A 13,537-nucleotide genomic window follows, 5' to 3' on the forward strand; every position below is an offset into this window, starting at 1 on the left:
CCGGCCCCCGAACCCGCTCCCGCTCCGGAGCCCGCTCCCTCCGAACCAGCTCCGCCGGCACCGTAAGGGGATGTGATGAATCCGGCTTCCAACGGTACGCCGCCGTGCCTGCTTCCCGTTACGTCCTGGACTCACCTGCTGCCGCAGGCCGACACCGCTCCTGTGGCTCCGTTGGTGCTGCCTATGGATGCACCGCCGAGCGGCGAGGACGGCTTGGCTTCCGCGGCCAGCCGTGCCGAGACCGCGTTCACGGCTGGAGACCTCGACGGCGCCGGCCGTATCCTGGACGATCTGCTGGCCTGCGATGACGCTCCGGACGTTCTCCGCGGCGCCGACATCGCGGCAGCGGTATGGTCCCAACGCGGCATGCTGGCACGCGGCGCCGAGGTCTATCGGTGGCTTGGGCCCGAGCGGGCCAAGGCATCGGCCCCGCTGGCTGTGGTGGCCATGGTCGGTACCGGTGACCGCCAGGGCGCGGAAACCATGGCGGCCGCCGAGGGTTGTGGTGGTTCGCCCACCCAGCTGGCGGTAGCGGTCCGCCTCATGGGCCAGGGCGTCCTGGACTCCATCGGCACCACCCCCGTCCTGGCCCTGCCGGCACTGATCCGTGCCTCGGACATGATGACCGCATCGGGCACCGCGGCCCCGCTGCCGGAACTGCCGGGTGCCCTCGCGGCGCTGGCCGCCCTGCACAACGGCGAACCGGAGGTCGCCGGGTCCGTCCTTGCGGCTGCACTCGCAGGAGGCCAGGGCGGACCGGCCGGACGGCGGCACCTGCTGCTGCTGCAGGCCTGGACCCGTATGCTGCAGGACCACCCGGAGGCGGCCCACAGTGCGCTGGCGGAGGCTGCCGCCATCGACCATCCGGTCCTGCCTCGCGACGAAATGCTGCTGCTGGCCCTTGATGTCGGACTGGCACGGCGGACGGATGACATCCCCGCGCTGGTCCGGGCGTGGCAGCGCGCCCGCACCGGCCTGCTGCATGTCGCCATCGACCTGTTCAGCCTGCTGCCGCTGGGAGAGCTGATGGTCGCCGCCGCCCGGCTTCGCGAATCCGCCCGGCTCGAGCCGCACCTCGCGGAGGCCTGGTCCCTCTTGGAGCGGCTAGGCGACCCGCCGCTGTGGGCCGTACCCCTGCACTGGCAAGCGGTGCAGGCCGCCATCCTCGCTGAACGTCCCGCCGACCTGGCCCCGCATGCCGCCGCCCTGGTCCGTGCCTCGGAGAAGCACCATCTCGCAGCTGTGCTCGCGGCGGCCGGACGGACCTGGATCCAGGTGCTGGCCGGGCACGTCGAGGTGCCTGCGGTGGAAACGGCGGCCCGCGGACTGGCCGGCGTCGGACTGACGTGGGATGGCTCCCGCCTTGCCGGCCATGCCGCCGGACGGGCCGAAGAGCGCCGCGATACCGCCCGGCTGCTCGCCTGCGCCCGGGACCTGCATCCCGGTTCCTCCGGTCCGCCGGCCCCCGGCCACAAAGGCAGCCTGCTAATCCAGCCGCATTCCCCGGGCCAACCGGCGCGCGCCCACGGAGCCGGCGCCCTGCCGCAGCCCGGAGATCGCACGGTCAGTCTGCTCAGTGACCGCGAGCGCGAAGTCGCCCGCCATGTGCTCGCCGGCAGGACCTACCGCGAGATCGGCGCCGCCATGTTCATCTCCCCGCGGACGGCAGAGCACCACATCGCCAGGATCCGCCGCCGGCTGGGTGCCGCCAGCAGATCCGAGCTGCTGGATCAGCTGCGCCTCGCACTCGGCGACGGGCACACCGGCCCTCCCTAATCCCGAGGGCCCCTCCCTCCCTAACCGGCTGGGTCCCCCATCCCCTATCCAGTGGGGAAGCACCAGGGGCACCGTCCCCGATGCCGGCGCCCTACCCCCGGTCCTACGTTGGAAACAGCCAGGCAAAGGGCTTGGCAACGAACTTCACAAGCACAATCGATGAGGAGCATCCCATGCCTTCGATCACGACCATGCTGGTTGATTTCCTGATGGATCTGTTCCGCGATCCTGACAAGGCCGACGCCTTCCGCGACGATCCCGAGCGTGTGCTCCAGGCTGCAGGACTGGGGGATGTCTGCGGCCGCGATGTGGACGCCGTCCGGCCCGTCATCCTGGACTTCGCCCCGGTCTCCGTCGACTCCTCGTTCGACCGGGAGTACAACACCGGCCGCAATGAGGCGTCCAACAGCGACAACAACCCGTTCAATCCTGTCTCCGGCGGCAACAACAACGACGACGACAACGGCGGGGGCCGGGGCCGCGACAATGACGACGATGACAACGGCGGGGGCCGGGGCCGCGACGATAACGACGACCACGGGCACGCGGTCCAGCAGCTGACCCACATCCTGAACGAGTACTCCTACACGTCCGAAGTGGACGACCGCGACACCATCGTTGACCAGTCGGTGAACCAGAACATCTGGGCTGACGGCGACGTCGAACAGTACTTCGACAACGATGCCGTGGTCGCCTCCGGCGACGACTCGGTCGCTGCCGGCGACGACGCCAACGTGGCCAACGGCGACGATTCCATCGCAGCCGGCGGAGACGTCGACCAGGACAACTCCGAGGACAACTCCACCAACATCGACATCGAGGCCGACGACAACGCAGATATCGAAATCGGCAGCGACGACACCACGGTCGAGGACTCCTTCAACACCGAGGTCGACATCGACGAGTCCTTCAACGAGGACAACAGCGAAGACAACGACGGCATCGACGGAGACAACAACGACGTCGACATCGAGGAAACCAACGTCGAGGTCGAGGACTCCTTCCAGGACAACGACGGCATCGACGGCGACGGCAACATCGTCGGAAACGAGGACAACAGCGAAGACAACGACGGCATCGACGGCGACTTCAATGAGGTCGGCAACGAGGACAATGACGGCGTCGATGGCAACAACAACATCGTCGACAGCGGCAATGCCGAGTTCGAGGAGTCCTTCAACGACAACTCGGATCATTCGGTCGAGGACAACGACGAGATTACGGACAACTCCGAGACCACGCTGATCAACGACTCGTTCGAGGACAACTCCCAGAACGCCGAGCTTGAGTTCGACAACTCGATCAACGACTCCTTCAACGCGGACCTCGAGGTCGACAATTCGGCGAACGATTCGTTCAACGACGAGTCGGCCACCTTCGAAGACAACCTCGTCTTGGTGGACACCGAGGTCGAGGATGACAGCGCGGTAGTTGTCGAAGACTGATCCGTCAGGACAGACAACGGCGCACAGCCGGCCCGGCAGGAAGGGAGGGAGTTCCTGCCGGGCAGGTCTGTGCTTTTAGCCGTCCACACACGCACTAGGAGGCAGGCATGGCCGGACTGGTCAAACTCGTGGAGCAGAGCATCGCCCTGGCAGCTGATGCCGAACGGATGGACCTGCGCAAGCGGCTGGAGCAAACCCGCCGGCGGCTGCTGGACCCGAACGTCCGGGTGATCATCGTGGGCGAGTTCAAGCAGGGCAAGAGCAAACTGGTCAACGCGCTCGTCAACGCCCCGGTCTGCCCTGTCGACGACGATATCGCCACCTCGGTGCCCACCGTGGTCCGGCACGGCGACCGGGCCTCCGCCACGATCATGGTCCCGCGCCAAGGCAGCAATAACGACGACGGGGAGCCCGAGCTCGAGCGCCGCCAGGTCCCGATCGAGGACCTGGCCGGCTACGTCTCCGAGCACGGCAACCCCGGCAACCGCCACAAGCTCGCCGCCGCGGAAGTCTTCCTGCCGCGCAAGCTGCTGTCCGGAGGGCTGTCCCTGGTGGACTCCCCCGGCGTCGGCGGCCTCAATTCGGCGCACTCGTTCACCACATTGACAGCCCTGCCGACCGCGGATGCCATGCTTCTGGTCTCCGACGCCTCGCAGGAATACACCGAGCCGGAGATCCGCTTCCTGCGGCAGGCCATGCGGATCTGCCCCAACGTGGCGTGCGTGCTGACCAAGACCGACCTCTACCCGCAATGGCGGCAGGTGGCCGAACTCGACCGGGCGCACCTGGAGAAGGCCGCTCCCGGCGTCGGACTTTTCCCGGTCTCCGCGGAACTGCGCCTGCATGCCGCCCGGCTGAAGGACAACGAGCTCAACACCGAATCCGGTTTCCCGGCCCTGGTCTCCTACCTGCGCCAGGACGTGCTCGGGCGGGCCGAGCAGCTGCAGCGCCGCTCGGTGGCCCAGGACCTGCTCTCGGCCACCGAGCACCTGCGGCTCTCGCTGCAGTCCGAGCTGACCGCGCTGCAGGACCCGGCGAAGACACCGGCGATGATCGCCGGGCTGGAGGCAGCCAAGGAGCGCGCCGATGAGCTGCGCCGCCGGTCGGCCCGCTGGCAGGTCACGCTCAATGACGGCATCAGCGACCTCATTTCCGACATGGAACACGACCTGCGCGACCGCCTGCGCCGGATCCAGCGCGAGGCCGAGGAAGCCATCGACGTCTCGGATCCCGGCAAGATGTGGCCGCAGTTCGTCGACTGGCTGGAACAGCGCAGCGCCGCCGCCGTCTCCGATACCTTCGTCTGGACCAGCGAGCGCGGCCAGTGGCTGGCGGCCGAAGTCGCCGGGCATTTCGCGCAGGACGAGCTCCCGCTGCCGACGCTGCAGGTTGACGACACCGAGGACGTGCTCGACCCGGTGGAGCAGGTGCCGGGACTGGATCCGGGCAAGCTCGGGCCGGTCGAAAAGGTGCTGATCGGCATGCGCGGTTCCTACGGCGGGGTGCTGATGTTCGGCCTGCTGACCGGCGTGATGGGCATGGCGCTGATCAACCCGCTCTCGGTCGGCGCCGGGCTGCTGCTCGGCGGCAAGGCATACAAGGAGGACAAGGAGAACCGGCTGAAGAAGCGCCAGGCCGAGGCCAAGAACCTGGTCCGCCGCTACGTCGACGACGTCATCTTCCAGGTCGGCAAGCAGCTGAAGGACCGGCTGCGGCTGATCCAGCGGGCGACCCGCGACCATTTCACCGAGATCGCCGACGAGCACCACCGTTCGCTCGGCGATTCGGTCACCGCGGCGCAGAAGGCGGCGGCCAGCCTCACGCAGGAAAGTGCGCAGCGCATCAAGCAGATCCAGGCCGAACTCAAGCGCGTCGAAGCCCTGCGCCAGCAGGCCCAGGCCTTGGTCCCGGAAGCGGCACTGGCAGGACAACGATGAGCGCTCCGGCTGGCACCGGCCAGCCCCACCCGGCCCCCATCAGTGCGGACGTTGCCGCCCTGGTGCGGGACGCCGTCGTTATTTACGACGGCGACACCTCCGCTACGCGTCTGCTCACCGGGTATGCGCAGCGGCTGCAGGAACCGCTCCGGGTGGCCATTGCGGGCATGGTGAAGGCCGGCAAATCCACGCTGCTGAACGCCATCATCGGCGAGGAAATCGCGCCCACGGACACCGGTGAATGCACCCGCATCGTCACCTGGTACCGCCACCGGGATACCCCGCGGATCACGCTGCATCCCGCCGATCCGGCCGCCGGCGGGCCGCGCGCGCTGCCGGTGCGGCGGAAGGACGGCCGGCTGGAGTTCGAGCTGGGCGGCTTCCACGCCGAAGACGTCGAGCGGCTGGTCGTGGACTGGCCGGCCGCGGGCCTGCGGGGGCTCACGCTGATCGACACGCCCGGCATCGCCTCGCTCTCCACCGATGTCTCGGCCCGCGCCAGGAGCTTCCTGCTGCCGGAGGACCTCCCCTCGGAGGCGGACGCGGCGGTGTACCTGATGCGCCACCTGCACGCCTCGGACCTGGGTTTCCTGGAGGCCTTCCGCGACACTGCTGCCGGCCGCTCCGGCACGGTGAATGCGCTCGCCGTCCTGTCCCGCGCGGACGAAATCGGCGCAGGACGGATCGATTCGCTGCTCTCTGCGGCGAACATCGCCGAGCGTTACCGGCAGGATCCCGCGCTGCGCTCGCTCGCGCTGGGCGTGGTGCCCATCGCCGGGCTGCTCGCCCAAAGCGCGCGCACGCTGCGGCAGCGGGAGTTCGCCGCGCTGCGGGACATCGCCCGGCTGGACCGCAGCAACCGCGAGCGCCTGCTGCTCTCCGCGGACCGCTTTGTGTGCGACGGCGGCGGCACCGGCAGCACTGGCGGGGAACGCGCCGCGCTGCTGGAGCGCTTCGGCCTCTTCGGCATCCGGCTGGCGGCCGTGCTGATCCGCGGCGGCATCACGGACCCCACCGCGCTGGCCCACGAGCTGGCGCGGCGCAGCGGACTGGACGAGCTGCTTCAGCTGCTCGCCGGGCAGTTCAAGGCCCGCGCCGAGCATCTGAAGGCCCGCACGGCGCTGATCGGCGTGGAGACGCTGCTGCGCGAACACCCGCGTCCGGGAACCGGGCAGCTGGAGGCCGCGCTGGAGAGAATCCAGGCCAACGCCCACGGGTTCCGGGAACTGCGCCTGTTGGCCGAGTCCCGCACCGCCGGCCTCGGCCTCACTCCGGAGCTGGCGCAGGAAGCCGAGCGGCTGGTCGGCGGCCGCGGGGTAGGCGCAGCGGAGCGGCTGGGCCTGGACCGCGCGGCGAGTTCCGGACAGCTGCGCGATGCCGCACTGGCCGCCTTGCAGCGTTGGCGGAGGGTGGCCGCCAACCCGCTGACCGGCCGCGCCGCCGCGGGCAGCTGCCAAGTGGTCCAGCGCAGCTGCGAAGCCGTCCTCGCCGAACTGCCGCAGGAACCGGACAGCCGGGCGCAGCCGAACCGCAGCTCAGAGCGGCCGGCGGCTGGACGCTTCGTGCCGGGCCCGGAACCAACGCTCGGCGCCGGGCAGCAGGCTGACCAGCAGCCCGACGGCGGCGAGACCCAGCTGCGCCAGGAGCAGCACGCGCAGGGTTAGTCCCTGCTCAGCCACCTCCACCAGCACCGCATCGGCCAGGATCGTCGCTCCGCCGTGCAGCAGCAGCACCATCAGCTGCACCCACCGGGCTCCGCTGCGCCGGCGCATCATCGCGCCCAGCAGCACCATCTCTACGAGCACCACGAGCCCGATGGCGGCCAGGCTTCCCCAGAGCGCCACGGACGCGACCACGTGCAGGGTCTCCGCGTCCCGGCCAGGCTCAAGTTCGTTCACGAGCCCGCGCAGCCGCTCCAGCTCGTCGTCCCGCGCGAAGTAGACGATCGCGGCCAGCAGTGCGCCGGCCAGGAAGCTCAGCAGCCACGCGCCCCGCGCCGCCTTGACTGTCCCGGGCGGCGGGATCCGGGCATGCACCGGCGCCGGCGTCAGGTCCGACATCTGCGGCCGCCGCGGCATCGTGCGCTCGGGCGCCTGCTGTTCCCCCAACCGCCGTGAAGCGGAATCCCCCAGTTCCTGTCCTTCAGACATGCCTCGTAATGTAGCCCCGCCGAGCGGCGCAGGGCAAGGGCCAGGCCGGCAGCGCGAGGTAAGGGCCGGCCGGCAGCGCGAGGCAAGGGCCGGCCGGCACGGGCCGTCCTGCTACCGGACGAACTCCGGCACGCCTGTCGCCCGCAGCGCCGCCTGCAACCGGTCCCGGTGGTAGGGCGGCAGCTCCGGCAGGCCGTCGAGCGGGAACCAGCCCACCTCGGAGGACTCGTCGTCGTTCACTCTCGCCTCCCCGGAGACGTAGCGGCAGCGGAAATTCAAGGTCAGGAACTGTGCCTGGTCCCCGTTGACGAACTCCATCGGGCCGCCCGCATAAACCTCCGCCAGGTGCTCCACCTCGGCCACCACCGCGGTTTCTTCGAAGATCTCGCGGACCACGGCCTCGGCCGGCTGCTCGCCCGGCTCCAGGATGCCGGTAATCAGCGTCCAGATCCCGTTGTCCGCCCGGCGGCCGAGCAGCACCCGGTCCTGCCCGTCGAGCACCACCGCGGTGGCGCCGGGCAGCCAGAGCAGGTCGTGGCCGATCTTCTTGCGCAGCTCAAGAATGAAGTCAGGGGTGGGCATTCCTCCAGCCTACTGTCCCCCGGCGGCTCAGCCGGCGGCCGGCATCGCAAGCACCAGCACGGTACCGGCAATCATGAACGGCCCGAACGGAATCGCCGTCTTCAAGCTGGCACGCCGCAGCAGCATCAGCAGCACCCCGTACAGCCCGCCGAGCAGGAACGCCGCGAACGTCGCCCACAGCAGCAGAGCCCAGCCCACATAGCCCAGGTACAGCCCCAGCACGCCGGCCAGCTTCACGTCCCCAAAACCCATGCCGGCCGGGTAGACGAAGCGCACGGCGAAGTAGAACACCCACAGCACCGCCCCGCCGGCCGCCAGCCCCAACAGCCTGGCCGGCTCGCCCGCCGCCAGCGCCGCAGTGCCCAGCAGCACTCCGGCCACCGCGTAGGCCGGAAAGACAATCCGGTTCGGCAGCCGGTGCGTGTGCAGGTCGATCCAGCTCAGCCGCGCCCCGACCACCAGCAGGTAGGCCATGGCTGCCAGCAGCGCCCAGAACGCAAGCGGATGTGCCGGCCACAGCCGCGCCAGTTCCAGGACCATGGTCCCAACGTACTTCACCGGCCGCCCCGCTTCGCAGTGCCACCACCTAGACTGTGGATATGCCCAGCCGGGAGGATCCAGAAGCCGCCGTTGCCGCCGGCACGGCCGGCATGTCACCGACGGTCAGTACCGCGGACGCCGAACGCTTCCGCTGCCTGTGCCGCTCCTCGCCCTGGCGCTGGCAGACCCTGCGCTTCGAATACCGCGCCCTGGAACCCCTCCGGGAGGCCGCAGCTGAAGGGGCCGCGCCTGCCCTAAAAGCCCCGGCCTCCCCTCCGGAAACTGCCGAGTCCGTGCCGGAAGCCGCCGCCTCCATGCCGGAAGCAGCCGCCTCCACACCGGAAGCCCCGGCCTCCCCGCCGGGTTTGCGCGCCTGGACCCGCCGGCCCAACGCCCTGCGGGTCGAGAACCTGGACGGCCTGCTGCTCTACAACACCACCAACATCAACGATTCCAAGGACGACTTCTACGTCAGCGCCACCCGCCGCTCCTGGCTGCTGCCGCCGCAGCTGGTGAACCCGGTCTACAACGCCGACGGGCTCGTCCGCCGCCGTCCGGAGGCTGCCTACGGGGAGCCGGTCTTCGGCAACGGCCGCTGGTCCGCGATGCTGGACCCGGTGGAGCTGGCCAGCCCCGCCCCGGTCTCCTTCGAGACGCCCTATGCCAACGTGGCGGAGCTGCTGGCCTTCGAGGAGACGCAGCACGAGGGGCGCCGTGCGCTGCAGGCCGTCCTCGCCCCGAACCAGGGCTATCGCGCGTACGACGCCGGCCATCCCCTCCTGGTCTCCGGCAGGACTTTGGTGCGGGTCGACTGGGAGACCGCTGTGTGCGTCTACAGCCGTGCCTTGGAGGGCCCGGTTGCAGGCTCCGGCCACGACCTCCGCATCCTCGGCGTCGACGAATACATGCTTGATGACCTGTTCCTCGAGGTCAGCATGAACCTCACCGATGTGCGGGCCCACATTCCGTGGCCGCTGCAGCCGCGGATGCCCTGAGCCTTCCGGCGGTCCTGGTCCCGGCGGCCTCGAAAGCATTCAACCCCGCCGCTGGCAAAGCCCGGGCCCCGGCTGTTTTGGGGGCGATGCCGGGGCCCGGGGTCTTTCACCAAAGGCGCCATTTGACGCCGCACCTGCCCTTTCCTGGCGGGCATCCGTCCTGCCCGGCAGGCTTCCTGCAGGTGGGAACACTTTCGTCTACGGCTATTGGGAAAACCCTTGGCTCCGCGCCACCGGAGTGTGATCTGCACCACCCCCAACATTGGGGGTCGGGAAACAACAAATTGGGGGTTGTTACTCGTATCACCAGACCTGAGGATGGAACCAGCATTCGTTGGGGGTGCTTACTACGAGGGGGACGTCGTGGAGCAAATGTCAGCCGGGCATGCCATGCCCATTTCCGTCAGTATCATTGGCAACCTGCAGGTCCGCCGGGGCGAAACCGTTTTGAATGCGGCTTCGCTGGGGGGTCCGAAGCCCAGGCAGATCCTCGAGATCCTGCTGCTGAACCTGGGCACGCCGGTTTCAAAGGACCGGCTCATCGAGCTTCTCTGGGGCGGCCGGCCGCCGGGTGAAGCACTGGCGACCTTGGAAAGCTACGTCAGCGTGCTGCGGCGCAATCTGCAGCCCGGCTGCGCGAAGACCGGGCCGCTGCGCACCGCCAACGGCGGCTACCTGCTGGAGCAGTCGCTCGTCGAGCTGGACCTCGTCCGGTTCGACGCGCTGATGCTCCAGGCCGAGCACAGCGCTCCGGCCGAGGCTTATCCGCTGCTGGTCGAGGCGCTGAACCTGGCCGCCGGTCCGCTGCTCAGCGACGAGCTGGCACCGGAGTGGGCCGAAGAAGCACGCGAAGCGCACGCTGCCAACATGACGGCGGCCCAGGTCATGGCGGCCGAGGCCGCCGGCGCCATCGGCCAGGCGGACAAGGCCGTGCACTGGAGCCAGCAGGCCGTGGCTGCGGAGCCGCTGAACGAGCGTGCCTGGTCCGCCTTGGTCAGCGGCTACGAGGCCGCCGGCCGCTACTCCGAAGGGCTGCAGGCCTACGACAAGTGCCGCCGGCTGCTGGACCGCGACCTGGGCTGCACCCCGGGACCGGGCCTGCGGGCCGCGCATGCCCGGCTGCTGCAGGCCACCGCGGCCTCGGACGGCGAGCTGTCCGAGGTGCTCGAGGCCCTGCTGTACCTGAACGACCGGATGCGCAGCCAGCCGCTGCAGCAGGCCGCACGGGCGGCTGCGCCGTCCAAGTCCCGCAGCTTCCCTGCGGGTGCAGGACATGAACGCGCCGGCAGGGTCATCAGCACCTTCCTGAACCGGGCACTGGCGACCGCTTAAGCACAATAGGCTCGCCGGCGCCGTCGTACTTGGACTGTGGACAACTTGTCCGGCAACGCCGTCACATTGCGTCACCGACGCCCGTGGCGGCGCTGCCGGCCAACCGCGCTATGTACATCGCAGCGCCCATGACGCATACTGCATTATGACCGTGTCGGGGGGCTTGGGTTGGGGACTTGCTATGACCGATGAAAGTGCGCGGTCCACATCGCGCGTAGTGGTTGTTGACGACCACACAACATTTGCGGAACTGCTGTCGGACGCGTTGGACCGGCAGGAGGACCTGGAAAACGCAGGCACGGCCAGTGGTGTCAGGGAGGGCATCGAGCTGTGCCGGGCCAAACAGCCCGATGTGGTGGTGATGGACTACCACCTGCCGGACGGCAACGGGCTGGATGCCGCGCGGGAGATCCTGGCGGACCGGCCGGCGACGAGGATCATCATGCTCACCGGCAACGCCGCCGCCGACATCCTGGCGCAGGCGGCCGGATCGGGCATCTGCGGGTTCCTGCCGAAGGACGGCTCGCTGACCACCCTGCTCGACACCCTGCGGCATGCGCGCAGCGGATCAATGGTGATCCATCCGTCGCTGCTGGCGCTGGTGGGCAAACCGCAGGCACCGGAAGCCCCGGACGCGCCGGCGTTGACCACGCGGGAGCGGCAGGTGCTGACGCTGATGGCGCAGGGGCACGATGTCCGTGCCAATGCCAAGCACCTGGGCATCACGGAGAACACCTGCCGCGGCTACGTCAAGTCGATCCTGGCCAAGCTGGATGCGCACACGCAGCTGGAGGCAGTGGCCGTGGCCGGCCGGCTGGGCCTGCTGGCCACCAGCAACCATGACTAGCGTCGACATCCGGCCGCCCCGGCACCGCGACGACCGTGAGCGGCCTGCCGGCGGCAGGACCGAACACGCTGCCCGGCGCCTGCGCGACCTGTACCGCCGCGGCCTTATCCGTCGCGTTGATTCGGCCGCCGGTGGCTCGGACCGTTCGGAGCTGCGCCGGGCCATGCGGCGCTTCGTGCTCAGCACGCTGGCCGCGCTGCTGATCATTGTGGTCCCGGTTGTTGTCGGGGCCCGTGCCATCGCGCGCGACCAGGCGCTGGACCATGCCATCCAGCGCACCCAGGGAACGGCCGACTTCGCCGTCGGGCCCTTCGTTACCGACCATCTGGTGGAGCGCCATCCGGACGACGTGGCCCGGATGGACCGGCTGCTGGCGCCGCGCTTCGACCGCAACGACATCGAGCGGATCAAGATCTGGTCGCAGGACGGGACCATCCTCTACTCCGACCAGCACTCGCTGATCGGGCAGAACTTCGGCCTGCCGCCCGGTGCCGGCGAGCTGCTTGCCGGCAGCCGGGGGTTTGCGCATTTCGAGGAACAAAGCGGTTCCGAAAACGAGCTGGAGGCCGACGCGGGCAAGCTGGTGGAGGTGTACGTCGGCACGAACGACGCGGAGGGCGAGCCGATCATCTTCGAGGTCTACTACACCGCGGACCAGGTGGAGGCGGACGAGCGCGGCATGATGCTCGGCCTGCTGCCGCCCATCCTCGGCGCCCTCGCGGTGCTGCAGCTGATCCAGCTGGTGCCGGCGCTGCGGATGGCCCAGCGGTTCCAGCGCGACAACGCCACCAAACGCGCGCTGCTCCAGCAGGCCATCGACGCCTCCGACGTCGAGCGCCAGCGCCTGGCCCGCGACCTGCACGACGAGGTGATCCAGGACCTCTCCGGCCTGGCCTATTCGCTGGAGTCGTACGAGCTGCAGGACCGGCCGCCCGGGCACGACTTCCTCAGCCGCACCCGGATGCTGGTGCAGGACAACATCAGCAACCTGCGCGGCATCACCACGGAGCTGTATCCGCCGGACCTGGCCGCTCTGGGCCTCGCCGGAGCGCTGGAGCGCCTGGGCGACCCGGTGCGGGCCCGCCAGATGGCCTGGTCGCTGCGGATCCACGGCGCGCCCGACGTGGACGAGCAGCAGGCGGCGCTGCTCTACCGCGCGGCGCGCGAGGCGGTCAGCAACGCGGTCAAGCATGCCAAGGCGAGCCTGGTCAGCGTCTCTCTCACCTGTACCGCGGGGTGCCTTGAGCTTGCGGTGTACGACGACGGCGAAGGGTTCACGCCCGACGCCGCCGAGCGTCCCGGCCACTTCGGCCTGCAGATCCTGCAGGACACCGTGCAGGCGGCGGGTGGAACGCTGTCGCTGCGGTCGGCTCCCGGCCAGGGCACGGAGGTCATGGTCCAGCTTCCCGCGTGATAAGGCGTCGGCGCGTGATACAACGTTGGAATGACGCGCCTGACCGAGCTGTGGCCGCTGCTGGGCCTGGCGTTGACCACGCCCCGGCTCCAGTTGCGTCCGGTGGCCGACGATGACATTCCGCCGATGGTGGCCGCGGCCAAGCTACCGAGATGCAGCGGATGCGGCTGGTCCCCGAAAACTACCGGCGGCCGGAGTGGACGCTCGAGGTCGCGGGCCACCCGGAGGCAGCCCGCTTCCTCGGGCTGGAGGCAGAGGGCTAAAGCTCCGCCCCCTCCAGCAGCTCGGTCACCAGCGCGGCGATCGGCGAGCGTTCGGAGCGGGTGAGCGTGATGTGTCCGAACAGCGGGTGGCCCTTGAGCGTTTCGACGACGGCGGCGATCCCGTCATGCCGGCCCACCCGGAGGTTGTCCCGCTGGGCAACATCGTGGGTCAGCACGATCTTCGAGTTCTGCCCGATGCGGCTCATGACGGTCAGCAGCACGTTCTTCTCCAGCGACTGCGCCTCGTCCACGATCA

The 13,537-nt window shown here is 69.4% G+C and carries 11 protein-coding genes; 8 read left to right on the forward strand and 3 right to left on the reverse strand.

Annotated elements, in window-relative coordinates; all coding sequences use genetic code 11:
- Window positions 1–75 precede the first annotated feature (75 nt).
- From D477_RS19495 to D477_RS19510, 4 genes are all read left to right on the forward strand, one after another.
- A complete protein-coding gene (locus D477_RS19495; RefSeq protein ID WP_005274243.1) occupies window positions 76–1,776 on the forward strand; it encodes a LuxR C-terminal-related transcriptional regulator in 1,701 nt (566 codons plus the stop codon).
- 173 nt (window positions 1,777–1,949) lie between these two features.
- On the forward strand, window positions 1,950–3,221 hold the full coding sequence (locus D477_RS19500) for an IniB N-terminal domain-containing protein (protein WP_005274246.1): 1,272 nt from the start codon (window positions 1,950–1,952) through the stop codon (window positions 3,219–3,221).
- Window positions 3,222–3,328: 107 nt separating this feature from the next.
- The gene (locus D477_RS19505; RefSeq protein WP_005274249.1) at window positions 3,329–5,158 is read left to right on the forward strand and encodes a dynamin family protein; all 1,830 of its coding nucleotides are present in this window, start codon (window positions 3,329–3,331) and stop codon (window positions 5,156–5,158) included.
- Complete coding sequence (locus tag D477_RS19510) at window positions 5,155–6,822, forward strand: dynamin family protein (protein WP_005274252.1); 1,668 nt, start codon at window positions 5,155–5,157, stop codon at window positions 6,820–6,822. Before D477_RS19505 ends, D477_RS19510 begins: the two co-directional genes overlap by 4 nt.
- A gap of 597 nt (window positions 6,823–7,419) precedes the next feature.
- Here the strand turns inward: D477_RS19510 and D477_RS19520 are convergent.
- Both D477_RS19520 and D477_RS19525 read right to left on the reverse strand, forming a co-directional pair.
- Window positions 7,420–7,890, reverse strand: coding sequence for an NUDIX hydrolase (locus D477_RS19520; RefSeq protein ID WP_005274261.1), 471 nt, complete (start codon window positions 7,888–7,890; stop codon window positions 7,420–7,422).
- A 27-nt stretch (window positions 7,891–7,917) separates the two neighbouring features.
- Complete coding sequence (locus D477_RS19525; RefSeq protein ID WP_005274265.1) at window positions 7,918–8,430, reverse strand: prepilin peptidase; 513 nt, start codon at window positions 8,428–8,430, stop codon at window positions 7,918–7,920.
- 59 nt (window positions 8,431–8,489) lie between these two features.
- On the opposite strand from D477_RS19525, the gene D477_RS19530 reads away from it, so the two are divergent.
- From D477_RS19530 to D477_RS19545, 4 genes are all read left to right on the forward strand, one after another.
- On the forward strand, window positions 8,490–9,425 hold the full coding sequence (locus D477_RS19530) for a hypothetical protein (RefSeq protein ID WP_005274268.1): 936 nt from the start codon (window positions 8,490–8,492) through the stop codon (window positions 9,423–9,425).
- 372 nt (window positions 9,426–9,797) lie between these two features.
- Entirely contained in the window at window positions 9,798–10,757 is a 960-nt protein-coding gene (locus D477_RS19535; protein ID WP_005274270.1) for an AfsR/SARP family transcriptional regulator, read from the forward strand.
- 181 nt (window positions 10,758–10,938) lie between these two features.
- Window positions 10,939–11,604 (forward strand): response regulator, encoded by a 666-nt coding sequence (locus tag D477_RS22420; protein WP_005274273.1) that lies wholly within the window; start codon window positions 10,939–10,941, stop codon window positions 11,602–11,604.
- A complete protein-coding gene (locus tag D477_RS19545) occupies window positions 11,597–13,018 on the forward strand; it encodes a sensor histidine kinase (RefSeq protein WP_005274276.1) in 1,422 nt (473 codons plus the stop codon). The genes D477_RS22420 and D477_RS19545 overlap by 8 nt, the downstream gene beginning before the upstream one ends.
- A gap of 259 nt (window positions 13,019–13,277) precedes the next feature.
- Here the strand turns inward: D477_RS19545 and D477_RS19550 are convergent.
- Window positions 13,278–13,537, reverse strand: a 260-nt coding sequence (locus D477_RS19550) for a PhoH family protein (protein WP_005274279.1), incomplete at its 5' end; no start/stop codon positions are given.

This window comes from Arthrobacter crystallopoietes BAB-32, assembly GCF_000328305.2.
Taxonomy (GTDB): Bacteria; Actinomycetota; Actinomycetes; order Actinomycetales; family Micrococcaceae; genus Crystallibacter; species Crystallibacter crystallopoietes_A.